Raw genomic sequence first — 16,956 nt, 5'->3', positions numbered from 1 at the left:
GCACCGCCGTATGGTGATGTCGGTCCGGGCCGGAGTCAGCGGCGTGGCGCTGGAGCTGGAGCTGGAACCCAAGCGGCTCCCGGGAATGTGGGCGGGTTATCCCACGGCGCTGCGGATCGCCTCGGGCACCGGCACCGGCTTGCCGCTGGCCGGGTCCGTCCACACCATCACCACGTGGCCGTCGCAGTACAGCTGGTCGGGGCGTTCGGCATCGATTACCCGGTGCGCGATCGTCATCGAGCTGTTGCCCATGCGCTCGCAGAACAGCTGCACCTGCAGTTGCGCGGGCCAGGCGATGGGGTGGCGGTAGTTGACCTGGCTGGCAGCCATCACCGGCATCGCATGCTCGTCGAACCACGGCCCGGGCACGTGGCTCAGCCACTGCAGCCGCGCCTCTTCCAGGTAGGTGAGGTAGCTGGAGTTGTTGACGTGGTTGAACGCGTCGAGGTCACGCCAGCGCACGCTGAGCGAGGCGACGTGCAGCGGCTGGCCGGCCTCGGCATTCGGTTCGCCCGCGCCGGCGGTGTCGGTGGTCTTGGTGGGGTTCATGACGATTTCTTCCTGCCGCGCATCGGCTTGTACTTGTCGGCTGAGGCAATGTGCTTGGTGGCCGCCTTGATCCGCGTGACGGCGTCCGGCTTCTTCGGTTTGGCGGGCCTCAGGTGCGGCGCAAGGAAATGGCCGGTGTGCGATTCGGCAGTGGCGGCCACGGTCTCCGGCGTACCGGCAACCAGGATGCGGCCGCCGCCGGCGCCGCCCTCGGGGCCGAGGTCGACGACCCAGTCGGCGGTCTTGATCACGTCCAGGTTGTGCTCGATCACCACCACGGTGTTGCCCTGGTCGACCAGCTGGTGCAGCACGTCGAGCAACTGCTCGATGTCGTGGAAGTGCAAGCCGGTGGTGGGCTCGTCGAGGATGTACAAGGTGTTGCCGGTGTCGCGCTTGGACAGCTCCTTGGACAGCTTCACGCGCTGCGCCTCGCCGCCGGACAGCGTGGTCGCGCTCTGCCCCAGCTTGATGTAATCGAGGCCGACGGCGCGCAGCGTGTCGAGCTTGCGCGCGATGGTCGGCACGTTCTCGAACAGCTTCAGCGCGTCCTCCACCGTCATGTCGAGCACGTCGGCAATGGTGTGGCCCTTGTACAGAACTTCCAGCGTCTCGCGGTTGTAGCGCTTGCCGTGGCAGACGTCGCAGGGCACGTAGACGTCGGGCAGGAAGTGCATCTCCACCTTGAGCATGCCGTCGCCCTCGCACGCCTCGCAGCGGCCGCCGCGTACGTTGAAGCTGAAGCGCCCCGGCGTGTAGCCGCGTGCGCGCGCTTCCGGCACCTGCGCGAACATTTCACGCAACGGGGTGAACAGGCCGGTGTAGGTGGCCGGATTGGAGCGTGGCGTGCGGCCGATCGGCGACTGGTCGATGTCGACCACCTTGTCGAACAGCTGCAGGCCTTGCACCGATTGGTACGGAGCTGCTTGCGTACCGGCGCCGTTGAGTTCGGCGGCAGCGAGCCGGAACAGGGTGTCGTTGACCAGCGTCGACTTGCCTGAGCCGGACACGCCGGTGACGCAGGTGAACAGCCCGGCGGGAATCGCCAGGTCGACGTTCTTCAGGTTGTTGCCGCTGGCGCCGTTCAGGCGCAGCCACGAGTCGTCGTCGATCGGCTGGCGACGCTCCTTCGGCACCTCGATCGCGCGCACGCCGGAGAGGAACTGGCCGGTGACCGAGCGCGGCGAGTCGAGCATGTCCTGCACCGTGCCCTGCGCCACGACCTCGCCGCCGTGCACGCCGGCGCCGGGGCCGATGTCGAGCACGTGGTCGGCCATGCGGATCGCGTCCTCGTCGTGCTCGACCACGATCACCGTGTTGCCGAGGTCGCGCAGGCGGGTCAGCGTGCCGAGCAGGCGCTCGTTGTCGCGCTGGTGCAGGCCGATCGACGGCTCGTCCAGCACGTACATCACGCCGACCAGGCCGGCGCCGATCTGCGAGGCGAGGCGGATGCGCTGCGCCTCGCCGCCGGAGAGCGAGTCGGCCTGGCGGTCCAGGGTGAGGTAGTTCAGGCCCACGTCGTTGAGGAAGGTAAGCCGCTCGCGGATCTCCTTGACGATCTTCACCGCGATCTCGCCGCGCCAGCCGGTGAGCTTCAGTTCCTCGAAGAACGCCAGTGCGTCGTCGATCGAGCGGTGGGTGAGCGCGGGCAGCGCGTGGTCGGCGACGAACACGTTGCGCGCCGAGCGGTTCAGCCGCTGACCTTCGCAGGCAGGACAGGGCTGGTCGCTGATGTACTTGGCCAGTTCCTCACGCACGGCGGCGGACTCGGTTTCCTTGTAGCGCCGCTCCAGGTTCGGCAGGATGCCCTCGAATGCATGCTCGCGGGTGACCTTGCCGCCGCGCTCGGTGATGTAGCGGAACGCGATCCGGTCCTTGCCGCTGCCGTACAGGATGGCCTTCTGGACGTCTGCAGGGAGCTTGTTCCATGGCGTGTCCACGTCGAAGCCGTAGTGCGCGGCCAGCGACAGGATCAGCTGGAAGTAGTGCGCGTTGCGCCGGTCCCAACCGCGCACCGCGCCGCTGGCCAGCGACAGCTCCGGGTGGCCGACCACGCGCGCCGGGTCGAACACCTGGGTCACGCCCAGGCCGTCGCAGGCCGGGCAGGCGCCGATCGGCGAATTGAACGAGAACAGCCGCGGCTCCAGCTCCGGCAGCGAGTAGTCGCAGACCGGGCAGGAGTAGCGCGAGGACAGCATCTGTTCGGGCGCGCCTGGCACGTCCATGTTGGCCAGGATCACCAGTCCGTCGCCCAGGCGCAGCGCGGTCTCGAACGATTCGGCCAGGCGCTGCTTGATGTCCTCGCGCGGGCGGAAGCGATCCACCACCACCTCGATCGTGTGCTTGATGCGCAGCCCCAGCGGCGGTACCGCATCCAGGTCGTACACCGCGCCGTCGACGCGGGTGCGCACGAAGCCCTGCGCACGCAGCTGCTCGAACACCTGCACGTGCTCGCCCTTGCGCTCGCGGATCACTGGCGCCAGCAGCATGTAGCGCTGCTCCGGATCCAGCGCCAGGGTGGCGTCGACCATCTGACTCACCGTCTGCGCCTCCAGCGGCGTGCCGTGGTCGGGGCAGCGCGGCGTGCCGACGCGGGCGTACAGCAGGCGCAGGTAGTCGTACACCTCGGTGATGGTGCCGACGGTGGAGCGCGGGTTGTGCGAGGTGGATTTCTGCTCGATCGAGATCGCCGGCGACAGGCCTTCGATGTGGTCGACGTCGGGCTTCTCCATCATCGACAGGAACTGCCGTGCGTAGGACGACAGTGATTCCACGTAGCGGCGCTGGCCCTCGGCGTAGATGGTGTCGAAGGCCAGCGAGGATTTGCCGGAACCGGACAGGCCGGTGATGACGATCAACTGGTCGCGGGGTAGGTCGAGGTCGATGTTCTTGAGGTTGTGCGTGCGTGCGCCGCGGATGCGAATGGTGTCCATGGACGCCGGATATGGGGGGGAACGCGCACTATACCAACCTGAGCAGGTCAGTTATTGCCGCTTCAGCCGGAAAGTTCCGATCGGGCGCGACGTATGGCCTAATGCACGGTTTCGCGGCCGCGTGGTCGCTCAGTCGGAGACCACCGCCCATGCACACCTGGATCCGGATCGGCGCCCTGTTGTGGCTGCTCGTCTTCTGCGGGGTCGCCGCTGCGGTGGCGCCCAGCGAGCAGCAGGTGCGCGACCTGTTCAAGGTGATGCGGGTGGAGCAGACCCTCGGCCAGATGAACACGCAGATGGCGGCGCAGATGCGGCAGAAACTTCCCTGCGTGCCGGCGGAGTACTGGCAGGGGTTCGTCGATGGCGACGGCGCCACCGCCGTGGCGCAGCGCATGGTGCCGGTGTTCCAGCGCCATTTCAGCGGCGAGGAAATCGAAGGATTGCTCAAGTTCTACCGCTCGCCGCTGGGCCAGAAGGTGCTGACCGAAATGCCGGCGGCCATGGCCGAGGCGACCCAGGTGGGCCAGCAATGGGGACAGGAGCGCACCCGCACGATGCTGCAGGAGTTGCAGAAGAAGGGCAGCCTCGACGCACAGGGGCGCTGTCCGGCCGTGCCGGAGGCTGCCGAGAGCGAGACCAAGCCAGCGACCCGGCCGGTGAAGAAGCACGTCCGGCACAAGCCCGTTCACCATCACAAACCGGCAGCCAAGCCCAAGCCCAAGTCCAGGCCGGCGGCGGTGCTGGCTCCGGCAAAGTCTGCGGCGTCGGCCCAGTCCTAGCCGACTGGTCAGGAATTGACCAGCAGCCCGTGGTCTCGTTATACTCCCGCGTTCGTTCCGGCCAGTTCGGGGCGAAATACCCAAGAGAATAACGACAGAAGGGCATTTCCATGAGTTATGCAGTCATCAAGACCGGTGGCAAGCAGTACCGTGTGCAGCAGGGCGACGTGCTGCGCGTGGAGCTGTTGACCGCCGATGAAGGCGCCACCGTGAGCTTCGACCAGGTGCTGCTGGTCGGTTCCGGCGAGTCGGTCACCGTCGGTGCGCCGGTCATCGCGGGCGCCACCGTCAGCGCCACCGTGCGCAAGCACGGCCGCGCCGACAAGATCCGCATCATCAAGTTCCGCCGCCGCAAGCACTACAAGCGTCAGCAGGGCCATCGTCAGCATTTCACCGAAATCGAGATCACGGGCATCAACGCCTGATTCAGCCGGAGTAGAAAGTCATGGCACACAAGAAGGCAGGTGGTTCCACCCGCAATGGTCGCGATTCGAACCCGAAGTACCTCGGCGTGAAGATCTACGGTGGCCAGGCCATTGAGGCCGGCAACATCATCGTGCGCCAGCGCGGCACCCAGTTCCACCCGGGTACCGGTGTGGGCCTCGGCCGTGACCACACGCTGTTCGCGCTGGTCGACGGCAAGGTCGAATTCAAGGTCAGCGGCGCCAAGAACCGCCGCTTCGTCAGCGTCGTGCAGGCATAAGCCTTCCGCGATGCGGCAGCGAAGGCCCCGCTTCGGCGGGGCTTTTGTTTTTTGCCCGGGATTCGGGATTGGGGATTCGGGATTCGTAAAAGCCGAAACGCCCCGCCTCCCGTACCATGTCGGCGACAAGCCGCTCTCCCGAATCCCGTATCTCGAATCCCAAATCCCGGCTCTCCAATGAAATTCGTCGACGAAGCGCAAATCCGAGTCCAGGCCGGTGACGGCGGCAATGGCTGCATCAGCTTCCGCCGCGAGAAGTTCATTCCCTTCGGCGGCCCCGACGGCGGCGACGGCGGCAGCGGCGGCTCGGTGTGGCTGGTCGCCGATGAAGGCCTGAACACCCTGATCGACTTTCGCCACCAGCGCAGCTTCAAGGCACAGCGCGGCGAGAACGGCATGGGTAGCCAGATGTACGGCAAGGGCGGCGAGGACACCACGATCCGCGTGCCGGTGGGGACGATGGTCACCAATGTCGACACCGACGAGGTGATCGGTGACCTCACCGCCCACGGCCAGCGCATGCTGGTGGCGCAGGGCGGCAAGGGCGGGCTGGGCAACATCCACTTCAAGAGCTCGGTGAACCGGGCACCGCGCAAGGCCACACCGGGCACGCCGGGCGACGTGCGCGAGCTGAAGCTGGAGTTGCGCCTGCTGGCCGACGTCGGCCTGCTCGGCTTTCCCAACGCCGGCAAGTCCACCTTCATCCGCGCGGTATCGGCGGCGACGCCGCGGGTGGCGGACTACCCGTTCACCACACTGCATCCGAACCTGGGCGTGGTCAGCCTGGGCACCGACCAGAGCTTTGTGATCGCCGACATCCCCGGCCTGATCGAGGGTGCTGCCGAAGGTGCCGGGCTGGGCATCCAGTTCCTGCGCCACGTGGCGCGCACCAGCCTGCTGCTGCATATCGTCGACATCGCGCCGATCGACGGTTCCGACGTGGCCGGACAGGTGCGCGCGATCGAGCAGGAGCTGCAGAAATTCAATCCGGAACTGCTGGAGCGCCCGCGCTGGCTGGTGCTGAACAAGGCCGACGTGCTGCCAGCGGATGAGCGCCAAACCGTGGCGGAGAAGATCATCGCCGAGCTGGGCTGGACCCAGCCGTGGTTCCTGGTTTCGGCGATCGCGCGCGAGGGCACCATGGCAGTGTGTCAGCAGGTGCAGCGCTTCTTCGAGTCGCTGCGCGAAGCCAGCGTGGAACGCATCGACATGCTGCCGAACGACGTGCGCCTGCGCGGCGAGGCACCGCAAGGCTGAGCCCGCCGCCGGCGGCACGCCGCCATGCCGTTAGATCCAGTCGGAGCGGTTTTTGCCTGTCTCGCCATGGTGTGGCTTGGTTGACCGCCCACTTGGCGTCATGCCGGGCGATGGAGTACCATGCACCAATGAATGATAATGACTATCAATCAGTCATCCTCGATATGGGAGCTTTGCATGCAGCGCCTGTTGCCGTTCGTGTTCGCCATGTCGCTGCCGCTGCTGGCTAGCGCGGCGGATGTTCCCAGCTACACGCTGACCCTGAAGGACCACCGCTACCAGCCGAGCGAACTGCGCATTCCGGCGGATACCCGGGTCAGGCTGGATCTGGTCAACCAGGACGCCTCGCCGGAGGAGTTCGAAAGCGACGACTTTCCCGCGGAGAAGATCGTGATGCCGAACAGCCGCACCAGCTTGTTCATCGGCCCGCTCAAGCGCGGGCACTATCGCTTCTATGGCGACTTCCACCAGCCCACCGCGCAGGGCACGTTGGTGGTGGAGTAGCGCCATGGGAGCCGTAGCCTTGCTGGTGTTTCGTGAAGTGCTGGAGGCGGCGCTGATCGTCAGCGTGGTGGCGGCTGCCACCCGCGGCGTGATGCGGCGTGGCTGGTTCATCGGCGGCGGGATCGCGCTGGGAGTGTTCGGTGCCGTACTGGTGGCGCTGTCGGCCGACCTGCTGGCCTCGGCATTCAGCGGTGCCGGGCAGGAACTGTTCAATGCCATCGTGCTGCTGGCCGCGGTGTTGATGATCGGCTGGCACGTGCTGTGGATGTCCAGCCACGGCCGCGAACTGAGCCGGCAGATGCGCGAGCTGGGCAGCGCGGTGCACAGTGGCGCCAGTTCGCTGGGGCTGCTGCTGGCAGTGGTGGCGCTGGCGGTGCTACGCGAGGGCTCCGAGGTGGTGCTGTTCCTGTACGGCATGCGCGCCGGCGGTGCCGGTCACCTGTGGACCGGCCTGGCGATCGGTACGGCGGCTGGTGCGGCGCTGGGGTTTGCGCTGTACGCGGGCCTGCTGCGCATCCCGATGCGGCACTTCTTCGGCGTCACCAACGGCATGTTGGTGCTGCTGGCGGCGGGACTGGCCTCGACGGCCGCGCGCTACCTGATCCAGGCCGACCTGTTGCCGGCCTGGGGCAACCAGCTGTGGGACAGCTCGTGGCTGCTCGGCAATGGCTCGGTACCAGGCCAGACCGCCCACATCCTGATCGGTTACGACGCGCAGCCGGCCGGCATGCAGCTGGTGTTCTACGGGCTGACCCTGGTCTTGCTGTGGATGGGTGCGCGATTCGCCAAGCGCCAACCCTCAACCCAGACCGCGGACGGCAGGGCGATCACGCATCCGGTCGGCTGACGAGACGGCCGCGCGAGGCTCATCCCGCTGCGCCGCCGTTCCGCCGGCGCGGCTGCCACGAATCATTGCCGCGCATCCCCGCGGGATCGTTGCGTACGGAGCGGACGCTCACATGCGGAACACGCCGTAGCGCTGCGGCTCGATCGGCGCGTTGAGCGAGGCGGAGATCGCCAGGCCGAGCACGCGGCGGGTGTCCACCGGGTCGATGATGCCGTCGTCCCACAGCCGTGCGCTGGCGTAGTAGGGGTGGCCCTGGCGCTCGTATTGCTCGCGGATAGGCGCCTTGAAGGCAGCCTCCTCGGCCGCCGACCACTCGCCGCCGCGCGCCTCGATGCCGTCGCGCTTCACCGTGGCCAGCACGCTGGCGGCCTGCTCGCCGCCCATCACCGAGATGCGCGCGTTCGGCCACATCCACAGGAAGCGGGCGCCGTAGGCGCGGCCGCACATGGCATAGTTGCCGGCGCCGAAGCTGCCGCCGATCACCACAGTGAACTTCGGCACATGCGAGCAGGCCACGGCGGTGACCATCTTGGCGCCGTCCTTGGCGATACCCGCCTGTTCGTACTTTCTGCCGACCATGAAGCCGGTGATGTTCTGCAGGAACACCAGTGGCACGTTGCGCTGGTTGCACAGCTCGATGAAGTGCGCGCCCTTCAGTGCGCTTTCGGCGAACAGGATGCCGTTGTTGGCGACGATACCCACCGGGTAGCCGTGGATGTGTGCGAAGCCGCACACCAGGGTCTTGCCGTAGCGCGCCTTGAACTCGTGGAACTCGGAGCCATCGACGACGCGCGCGATCACCTCGCGGATGTCGAACGGGCGGCGGGTGTCCTGCGGGATCACGCCGTAGAGTTCCTCGGCCGGATATTTCGGCTCGACCGGTGCGCGCAGCGCCAGCGGCATGCCCTTCCTGCGGTTCAGGTGACCGACGATGTCGCGTGCGATCGACAGCGCGTGCGCGTCGTTCTCGGCGTAGTGGTCGGCCACGCCGGAGACAGACGTATGGACGTCCGCGCCGCCCAGCGTCTCGGCATCCACCACCTCGCCGGTGGCGGCCTTCACCAGCGGCGGTCCACCGAGGAAGATGGTGCCCTGCTCGCGCACGATGATCGTTTCGTCGCTCATCGCCGGCACGTAGGCGCCACCGGCGGTGCAGCTGCCCATCACCACGGCGATCTGCGGGATGTTGAGCGCGGACATCCGCGCCTGGTTGTAGAAGATCCGCCCGAAATGTTCCTTGTCCGGGAACACCTCGTCCTGCAGCGGCAGGAAGGCGCCGCCGGAGTCGACCAGGTAGATGCAGGGCAGGTTGTTTTCCAGCGCCACTTCCTGCGCGCGCAGGTGTTTCTTCACCGTCATCGGGAAGTAGGTGCCGCCCTTGACCGTGGCATCGTTGGCGACCACCACCACCTCGATGCCGTTGACCCGGCCGATGCCGGTGATGATGCCGGCGGCGGGCGCGGCGTCGTCGTACATGCCGTGCGCGGCCAGCGGCGAGAGTTCCAGGAATGGCGAACCGGGATCGAGCAGGGCGCGGATGCGCTCGCGCGGCAGCAACTTGCCGCGGGCAACGTGCTTTTCGCGCGCCTTCGCTCCGCCACCTTCCGCGCTGCGCGTCAGTTCGCGCTGCAAATCGTCCGCCACGGCGCGCAATTGCCTGCTGCTGGCCTGGAACTCGGCAGAACGCGGATCAATCTGCGATGCAATGACGCTCATGGATGCGGGCTCACGGAGTGGTTGCCATCAAGGCCGAACCACGAATGATAGCGGGCGCGGGCCGGCGACCAAAATCACGGATGGAGTGGCAAATCGTCGACGAAAAAAAACGGCCGCGCAAGGCGGCCGTTTTTTCAGGAAACCAGAGAAGGATCAATGCCCCTTCACGGCGTCCTTGGCCTTGTCGGCCGCGTCCTTGGCGGCGCCGGCGGCGTCCTTGGCAGCGTCGGCAGCCTTGGCGGCGGCGTCGACTGCAGTAGCAGCCGGAGCGGCAGCCGTGGTGGCCGGAGCTGCCGCTGGAGCTGCGGCCGGAGCGGCAGCCGTGGTGGCCGGGGCAGCAGCCGGGGCCTCAGCAGCAGCCGGAGCCGCCGCCGCTGCCGGAGCCTCGGCAGCCTTCTGCGCGGTATCAGCAGCCTGCTGCGCGGTGTCAGCCGACTTCTGAGCGTCTTGCGCGGAATCCTGCGCGCCGTTGCTGCATGCCGCCAACAGCGCGACGAGCGCGGCGGCGAGTAGGGTACGCGTAAACTTCATGGTGGATCTCCTTTGCCGTGGAATGCCATTTGGCCGTGTATTAATAGCGCTTTCGCGGTGACCGCGCCACATCTTTATGTGTGGAGCTTCAGTGCGTATTAAAAACTGATTTATCCGGCCGTCATCTGAATATCATGCGTCGGTCATGGCGATGCGCTGCGTATCAGCCAATGCATTCCACCGCGATCGCCGTCGCCTCGCCGCCGCCGATGCACAGTGAGGCGACACCGCGCTTGAGGCCGCGTGTTTTCAGCGCGTTCAGCAGGGTCACCACCAGCCGCGCGCCGCTGGCGCCGATCGGGTGCCCGAGCGCGCAGGCGCCGCCGTTGACGTTGAGCTTGTCGTGCGGGATGCCGAGCTCCTTCATCGGGGCCATCGCGACCACGGCGAACGCCTCGTTGATCTCGAACAGGTCGACATCGCCAACCTTCCAGCCGGCCTTGTCCAATACCTTCTGGATCGCACTGACCGGCGCGGTGGTGAACCACTCCGGTTCCTGCGAGTGGGTGGCGTGCGCCACGATGCGCGCCAGCGGTTTCAGGCCGCGCTTGTTCGCATCGTCGGCCGACAGCAGCACCACCGCGGCGGCGCCGTCGGAGATACTGGACGAGCTGGCGGCGGTGATCGTGCCGTTCTCCTTGCGGAAGGCGGGCTTCAGCGAGGGAACCTTGGCCACGTCGGAACGACCGGGCTGCTCGTCGGTGTCGACCACCACGTCGCCCTTGCGGCCGCTCACCGTCACCGGCACGATTTCGCCGGCGAAGCCGCCATTCTGCTGTGCCGCCTTGGCCCGGTTGACCGACTCGATGGCGAACGCATCCTGCTGCTCGCGGGTGAAGTGGTACTTGTCGGCGCACAGTTCGCCGAACAAGCCCATCGACTTGCCGTCGTAGGGGTTGGTCAGGCCGTCCCAGGCCATGTGGTCGACCAGTTGGCCGTCGCCGTAGCGGATGCCGGTGCGCGCCTGCACCATGTGCGGGGCGTTGGTCATCGACTCCATGCCGCCGGCGACCACCACGGCCGCCGAGCCGGCCCTGATCAGGTCATGACCCAGCATGATCGCCTTCATGCCCGAGCCGCACACCTTGTTGATCGTGGTGCAGCCGGTGCTGGTCGGCAGACCGGCACCGAGCGAGGCCTGGCGCGCCGGCGCCTGGCCCAGGTTGGCGGGCAACACGCAGCCCATGATCACCTCGCTGACGTCGGCGGGAGCCACGCCCGACTGCTCCAGCGCCGCGCGAATCGCGGTGGCACCGAGCTTCGGGGTGGGCACGCCGGTGAACTGGCCGAGGAAGGAGCCGATGGCGGTGCGCTTGGCACCGACGATGACGACGTTGACATCCGACATGGAGAACTCCGCTTGCAAGACTTGAGGGGCGCGAACGCCTGACAGACAACTGACCAATTATCGCAGCCTGTTGCAAAACTCGGCAAACAACCGCAAGTCCTTGCGGTGTCTGGATTTGCATCCGGTTTCATTGGATTTTCGTTGTGCCAAGATGCGCATGGGGGCAAGCGGCGGCATATCCATCACGCCGTTGCTGCATGAGATCGGACTGTGGTCAAGGGGGATGAATGAAAGTGCTCGACTCGGGTTGGCGGCGTCGCGAAATGGCCCTGCTGGTGGCCATGGCACTTGGGCTGAGTGCCTGCGGCGGGGGCGGCGGCAGCAAGCCCACGCCGCCGCCAGTGGTGCCGACATCCCCGCCGCCGGCGCCACCACCGTCACCGCCTCCCAGTGCCCAGCCACCGTTGGATGCCCAGCTCTCAATTACCCGGGCTAGCGGCGCGCAAAGCCTGGGCTACACCGGCGTCGGCGTGACCATCGGCATGGTCGACAGCGGCATCATGCGCAGCAATCCCACCGTGGCTGGGCGAGTCACGCAGGAATTGATCTACGTCGACCCCACGGTCAACAAGACGGCCATCGACGATGTGGTCGGCCACGGCACCTGGGTGTCGGAGATCGCCGCAGGCACGGGGTTCGCCAAATTCCCCGGCGGCATCGCGCCCAGGGCCAGCCTGGTCTCGGCACGTATCATCAGCGACGTGACGCCGAAGGACGACGGCTCCGGCCAGGGCAACGCGGTGACCGCCGCCGACGCGGCCTTCTTCGCACAGACACTCAACCCGGCCCTGATCAATGCCGGCGTGCAGGTGATGAACAATTCCTGGGGCGGCATCTACTGGGACACCACCAACGCCTCGATCAACCAGGCCTTTGGCCAAGCCTACCAGCCGTTCGTGGTGCAGCATGGCGGCCTGGTGGTGTTCGCGGCGGGTAACGAATCACGCACCAGTCCCAGCGACATCGCCAGCCTGCCCACGGTGGCACCGGGTCTGGGGCTGGACAAGGGCTGGCTGGTCGCGGTGGCGCTGGACAGCAACCATCCCACCCAGCTGGCGAGCTACTCCAACGCCTGCGGGCGGACCATGAACTACTGCCTGGCCGCGCCGGGCGACGTGATCGTGCTGGACAAGGACACCACGGCCAGCACTACCAACCCCTCCTACTGGGTTGTCAGCGGTACCTCGTTCGCGGCACCGCAGGTGTCGGGCGCGGCAGCGCTGGTGTGGCAGGCTTTTCCGTATTTCAGCAACGACCTGGTGCGCCAGACCCTGCTCGGCACCGCGCGCGATCTCGGCGCGCCCGGTCCCGACCCCACGTTCGGCTACGGAGCCCTGGACGTGTTCGCGGCAGTCCAGGGGCCGGCAAGGTTCGACTGGGGCGACGTCACGGTGAATTTCAGCGGCACCTCGACCTGGGGCAATCCGATCTCCGGTGCCGGCGGGTTGATCAAGCAGGGGCCGGGCCGGCTCAACCTCTGGGGCGGCGAAAGCAGCTATACCGGCCTCACCCAGGTGCAGGGCGGCACGCTCGCCGTGGCGGGGTTGCACAGCCCGGTGGAGATTGGCGCGGCGGGCACGCTGATGTCCGCTTCCACGCAGCTGAATCCCACCGGCTTCTCGGTCTACAACAGCGTGACCAACGCCGGCGTGCTGGTGGTGAGCCAGGGCGACGTCCATCTGAGTGGCAACTATCTGCAGCAGGGCAGCGGGCGAATGGCGGTGTCGCTGGGTTCGCAACTGTACGTGAACGGTACGGCCACCTTGTCCGGCGGCGACCTTTACGTGTACGGCGCCAATGCCAATTACACGCTCAACTCGCATACGACGGTGCTGACGGCCAACGCTGGCCTCACGGGCACCTTCTCGGCGCTGAACACGGCTCCCGGCGTGGCGCTGACCGCGACGCTGGGCTACGACGCCAGCAACGCCTGGCTCGACGTGCAGCAGGTGAACCTGAGCCAGATCCAAGGGCTGCCATACACCGCCGCCAGTTTCGGCGCTGCGCTGCGCACGCAGAGCGCGTTCCAGCAGATCAACAGCCAGTTGCAGGGCGTCGCCAGCGGAACATCGGTCGGCACGGGCTTTGTCGAGGGTGCCGCGAACCTGCAACATGCCGTTTCCACCGAGGTCATGCAGCGTTCGCTGGAAAGCCTTTCCGGCCAGTTGCATGCGGCCAGCGCGGCGATGACCTTCGAGGCGATTGATGCCGGTACGCGGGCGCTGTCCGACCGTTTCGACCGCCTGCTCGATGCGCCGCAGGCCGGTGCCTGGACGCAGAGCCTTGGCTATCACGGTGGCATGTCGCGCAGCGGCTATGGGCACGTCGGCTACGACCTCAGCGGTGCGCTGGTCGGGCAGGACCTGCGCGTCGGCAGCAACGGCGTCGCGGGCTATGCGCTGAGCCAGAGCCGGAGCCTGGGGCGGCTGGCCGAAAGTGCGGACCAGGGCCGCAGCCATGCGCTGGAAGGCATGCTGTATGGCGGCATGGTCCACGGATCGTGGTACGCCATGGGCCGCTTCGGCATCGGCAGTTATCGGGAAACCATGCGTCGCCAATTGCAACTGGGCGACCAGTTCGCCGGGGTCGCCAGCGACGTCCATGGCCGCTACGGCGTGGCCTATGGCGAAAGCGGTTACCGCTTCACCCTGGGCCGCACGCAGCTCACCCCGTACATGAACCTGCAGTACGCGCAGATCCGGCGCGATGGTTTCAACGAGCTGGGCGCCTACGGCTTTGGCCTGAAATCGGCGGCGCAGAGTACGGCGCGCTGGCAGGCCGGCGCGGGTCTGCGTGTCACCCGCGAATGGGCGCTGCCCGGTGGCGGCAGCCTCGCCATGCAGGGACGCATGCTGTGGCAGCAGTCGTTCGGCCTGCGCGGCGAGGCATTCGATGCCAGCTTCAGCGGGGTCAACCAGTTCGCCCCGGTGGGGGGCATCGGCCTGTCACGTTACGGCGGCATGCTCGGCACCACGCTGGACTGGAAGATGACGCCGCACGCCAGCCTGCAGTTCGGCTACGACCGTTACCTGGGCCAGGGCCGGCAGGCGCAGATGGCCAGCGCCAGTTTCAGCTGGGCGTTCTGAGCAGATCGGTGCACACAAACGAAAGGCCCGCCTGGTGCGGGCCTTTCCTTATCCGATGTGGGGAAATCACGCGTTGCCGTGGAACAGCTCGCGGCCGATCAGCATGCGGCGGAACTCGGTTCGATGTGCCGGCGCCGATGCTTTTGTCGGCGCATGTTGTTCATGCCTTGCCATGGAACAGCTCGCGGCCGATCAGCATGCGGCGGAATTCGGTTCGATGTGCCGGCGCCGATACCTTTGTCGGCGCATGTTGCTCATGCCTTGCCATGGAACAGCTCGCGGCCGATCAGCATGCGGCGGAATTCGGTTCGATGTGCCGGCGCCGATGCCTTTGTCGGCGCATGTTGCTCATGCCTTGCCATGGAACAGCTCGCGGCCGATCAGCATGCGGCGGATCTCGTTGGTGCCCGCGCCGATCTCGTACAGCTTGGCGTCGCGCAGCAGGCGGCCGGCGGGGAACTCGTTGATGTAGCCGTTGCCGCCCAGCGACTGGATCGCCTCCAGCGCCACCTTCACCGCGTTGACCGAGGCGTTGAGCAGGCAGGCGGCCGGGTCGATGCGCGACTTCACGCCGCTGTCGAACTGCTGCGCCACCATGTAGGCGAAGCCGCGCGAGCTCTGCAGCGCGGTGTACATGTCGGCGACCTTGGCCTGCATGATCTCGAAGGTGCCGATCGGCGCGTTGAACTGCTTGCGTTCGCGCACGTAGGGCAGGGTGATGTCGAGCGCCGCCTGCATCAGGCCGATCGGGCCGCCGGACAGCACCAGCCGTTCGGTGTCCAGCCCGCTCATCAGCACGCGCACGCCCTCGTTGACCTCGCCCACGATGTTCTCGGCCGGGATCTCGCAGTTGTCGAATACCAGCTCGCAGGTGTTGGAGCCGCGCATGCCGAGCTTGTCCAGTTTCTGCGCGGTGGAGAAACCCTTCATGCCCTTCTCGACGATGAAGGCGGTCATGCAGCGGCTGCCGGCCGGGCGCGGCGCGGTGCGCATGTAGACCAGCAGCACGTCGGCATCCGGCCCATTGGTGATCCACATCTTGTTGCCGTTGGCCACCCACACGTCGCCGCGCAGCTCGGCCTTGCAGCTCATCGAGCCAACGACGTCGGAACCGGCGCCGGGCTCGCTCATCGCCAGCGCACCGACGTGTTCGCCGCTGCATAGTTTCGGCAGGTACTTGCGGCGCTGCACTTCGTTGCCGTTGTGGAAAATGTTGTTGAGGCACAGGTTGGAGTGCGCGCCGTAGGACAGGCCGACCGAGCCGGACGCGCGCGAAATTTCCTCCATCGCCACCATGTGCGCCAGGAAGCCCATGCCGCTGCCGCCGTAGGTCTCCGGGACGGTCACCCCGAGCAGGCCCATCTCGCCGAACTTGCGCCACAGGTCGGCGGGGAACAGGTTGTCGCGGTCGATGCGGTCGGCGCGCGGGGCGATTTCCTTTTCCGCGAACGCATGCACGGACTCGCGCAGCAGGTCGATGTCTTCTCCGAGCGGAAACGGACGCATGGCGGACTCCTTGAATGCAGACCGGCGATTTTAGCGCACGCGGCAATCCTTGGCCCGTGTGTAGATACCGTCTCGTTCCGCGTTATGCAAGCGAGCATCCAGGTGATGCGTGCGCAGAGGCAACGAGGCGGTGTCTGGGGTAGTCAGGATCAAACAGCGAGTTGGTATGGATGACGCCCCAGACTAGGTGCAGGAGCTTCCGCATGGCGGCACACACGGTCACGATGGGGAGCTTCCCGCGTGCGAGCAACCGTTCGCAGAAGGCACGAACCACGGGGTTGTGGTTCTTGGCGCAGATGGCGGGAAAGTAGAGTTTGGCGCGCAAGCCGGGGGCACCGGTTTTGGAGATCCGGACCTGTCCCTTGAGCGTGCCCGACTCGCGCCGTGCCGGGTTGAGGCCGGCGAAGGCGACCAGCTTGCCCGGCGCGTCGAAGCGTCGCAGGTCGCCCAGTGCGGCGAGCAGGGAGGCCGACGTGGTCTTGGCGATGCCGGGGATGGACGTCATCAACGCCGCGTCGTAGCGCAGCTGGGGATCCTTGTCGATGTGATTGTTGATGCGCTGCTCCAGCGCCTTGATCTGCTTGCGCAGTTCCTTGAGCGACGCTTCCACCGAGTCGCGTACGGCGTCATTGGCGACGTCGAGTCGGTTCGCTTCCATCCGCTCCATGCCCTTGAGATCGTCCAGCCGTTCGACCAGCGCGCGCAAGGTGCGCTGGGCCGCTGTCGGCGGCATCCACGGCGCCATCGGATGGGTGCCGGCCTGCTGACTGGTGGCGAACTGCGCAATGAGCTTGGCGTCTGTGCGGTCGGTCTTGGTTCGCGTCAGCTGGCTCTTGCCGAAGTACTTTACTTGCGCCGGATTGGCCACGTAGACCGTCTTGCCTTGCTGTACCAGGAAGATGGCCAGTGCCTCGTGATAGATCCCCGTCGCTTCCATGCACACCGCCGCTTCCGGCGCGTGCTTGTCCAACCAGGTCATCAACTCCTGGAAGCCTTCTTCACGATTGGCCACCTTGGCGCGTGTCTGGAATTTGCCCGGCTTGGCCAGACCAACGGCCACATCAAACGTGGCCTTGGCCACATCCACTCCCACAACGTTTGTCATCGCCTTACCTCGCATGGTTTGTTCCGATCACCATGCTCATCCGGCTGATCCTTAGGTGTGCAGGCTCACGCCAGTGGCGGGCCGAGGGTACCGTT

At 66.6% G+C, this 16,956-nt stretch carries 14 protein-coding genes; 7 read left to right on the top strand and 7 right to left on the bottom strand.

What is annotated here, in order from left to right:
* Nucleotides 1-96 precede the first annotated feature (96 nt).
* Both LRK53_RS13425 and uvrA read right to left on the bottom strand, forming a co-directional pair.
* Nucleotides 97-549, bottom strand: a complete 453-nt coding sequence (locus LRK53_RS13425) for an acyl-CoA thioesterase (protein ID WP_027491310.1) — start codon at nt 547-549, stop codon at nt 97-99.
* Nucleotides 546-3,479, bottom strand: a complete 2,934-nt coding sequence (gene uvrA, locus LRK53_RS13420) for an excinuclease ABC subunit UvrA (protein WP_027491311.1) — start codon at nt 3,477-3,479, stop codon at nt 546-548. Before uvrA ends, LRK53_RS13425 begins: the two co-directional genes overlap by 4 nt.
* Nucleotides 3,480-3,628: 149 nt before the next feature.
* On the opposite strand from uvrA, the gene LRK53_RS13415 reads away from it, so the two are divergent.
* The 6 genes from LRK53_RS13415 to LRK53_RS13390 all read left to right on the top strand — a co-directional run bounded on the left by LRK53_RS13415 (nt 3,629) and on the right by LRK53_RS13390 (nt 7,569).
* Nucleotides 3,629-4,258, top strand: a complete 630-nt coding sequence (locus LRK53_RS13415) for a DUF2059 domain-containing protein (protein ID WP_027491312.1) — start codon at nt 3,629-3,631, stop codon at nt 4,256-4,258.
* A 110-nt stretch (nt 4,259-4,368) separates the two neighbouring features.
* On the top strand, nt 4,369-4,683 hold the full coding sequence (rplU, locus tag LRK53_RS13410; protein ID WP_027491313.1) for a 50S ribosomal protein L21: 315 nt from the start codon (nt 4,369-4,371) through the stop codon (nt 4,681-4,683).
* 20 nt (nt 4,684-4,703) lie between these two features.
* On the top strand, nt 4,704-4,961 hold the full coding sequence (gene rpmA / locus LRK53_RS13405) for a 50S ribosomal protein L27 (protein ID WP_008439252.1): 258 nt from the start codon (nt 4,704-4,706) through the stop codon (nt 4,959-4,961).
* A gap of 177 nt (nt 4,962-5,138) precedes the next feature.
* Nucleotides 5,139-6,218 carry an Obg family GTPase CgtA gene (cgtA, locus tag LRK53_RS13400; protein WP_027491314.1) on the top strand — a complete coding sequence of 360 codons (1,080 nt, stop codon included), beginning with the start codon at nt 5,139-5,141 and terminating at the stop codon, nt 6,216-6,218.
* A 177-nt stretch (nt 6,219-6,395) separates the two neighbouring features.
* Nucleotides 6,396-6,722, top strand: a complete 327-nt coding sequence (locus tag LRK53_RS13395) for a cupredoxin domain-containing protein (RefSeq protein WP_027491315.1) — start codon at nt 6,396-6,398, stop codon at nt 6,720-6,722.
* Between the two features lie 4 nt (nt 6,723-6,726).
* Nucleotides 6,727-7,569, top strand: a complete 843-nt coding sequence (locus LRK53_RS13390) for an FTR1 family iron permease (RefSeq protein WP_027491316.1) — start codon at nt 6,727-6,729, stop codon at nt 7,567-7,569.
* Between the two features lie 108 nt (nt 7,570-7,677).
* Here LRK53_RS13390 and LRK53_RS13385 read toward each other — a convergent pair whose 3' ends face one another.
* The 3 genes from LRK53_RS13385 to LRK53_RS13375 form a co-directional block, all read right to left on the bottom strand.
* Nucleotides 7,678-9,285, bottom strand: coding sequence for a carboxyl transferase domain-containing protein (locus tag LRK53_RS13385; RefSeq protein WP_027491317.1), 1,608 nt, complete (start codon nt 9,283-9,285; stop codon nt 7,678-7,680).
* Between the two features lie 153 nt (nt 9,286-9,438).
* Complete coding sequence (locus LRK53_RS13380; RefSeq protein ID WP_027491318.1) at nt 9,439-9,816, bottom strand: hypothetical protein; 378 nt, start codon at nt 9,814-9,816, stop codon at nt 9,439-9,441.
* 163 nt (nt 9,817-9,979) lie between these two features.
* On the bottom strand, nt 9,980-11,164 hold the full coding sequence (locus LRK53_RS13375) for an acetyl-CoA C-acyltransferase (RefSeq protein ID WP_027491319.1): 1,185 nt from the start codon (nt 11,162-11,164) through the stop codon (nt 9,980-9,982).
* Nucleotides 11,165-11,391: 227 nt separating this feature from the next.
* Here LRK53_RS13375 and LRK53_RS13370 point away from each other — a divergent pair, with 227 nt between their 5' ends.
* The gene (locus LRK53_RS13370; protein ID WP_027491320.1) at nt 11,392-14,250 is read left to right on the top strand and encodes a S8 family serine peptidase; all 2,859 of its coding nucleotides are present in this window, start codon (nt 11,392-11,394) and stop codon (nt 14,248-14,250) included.
* Between the two features lie 348 nt (nt 14,251-14,598).
* On the opposite strand, the gene LRK53_RS13365 is transcribed toward LRK53_RS13370, so the two are convergent.
* Both LRK53_RS13365 and LRK53_RS13360 read right to left on the bottom strand, forming a co-directional pair.
* On the bottom strand, nt 14,599-15,756 hold the full coding sequence (locus LRK53_RS13365; protein ID WP_027491321.1) for an isovaleryl-CoA dehydrogenase: 1,158 nt from the start codon (nt 15,754-15,756) through the stop codon (nt 14,599-14,601).
* Between the two features lie 82 nt (nt 15,757-15,838).
* On the bottom strand, nt 15,839-16,861 hold the full coding sequence (locus LRK53_RS13360) for an IS110 family RNA-guided transposase (protein ID WP_081666535.1): 1,023 nt from the start codon (nt 16,859-16,861) through the stop codon (nt 15,839-15,841).
* Nucleotides 16,862-16,956: the final 95 nt, after the last annotated feature.

Source organism: Rhodanobacter thiooxydans (genome assembly GCF_021545845.1).
Lineage (GTDB): Bacteria > Pseudomonadota > Gammaproteobacteria > Xanthomonadales > Rhodanobacteraceae > Rhodanobacter.
The sequence above is the reverse complement of the archived record's forward strand: the minus strand, read 5'-3'. Positions and strand labels throughout refer to the sequence as shown.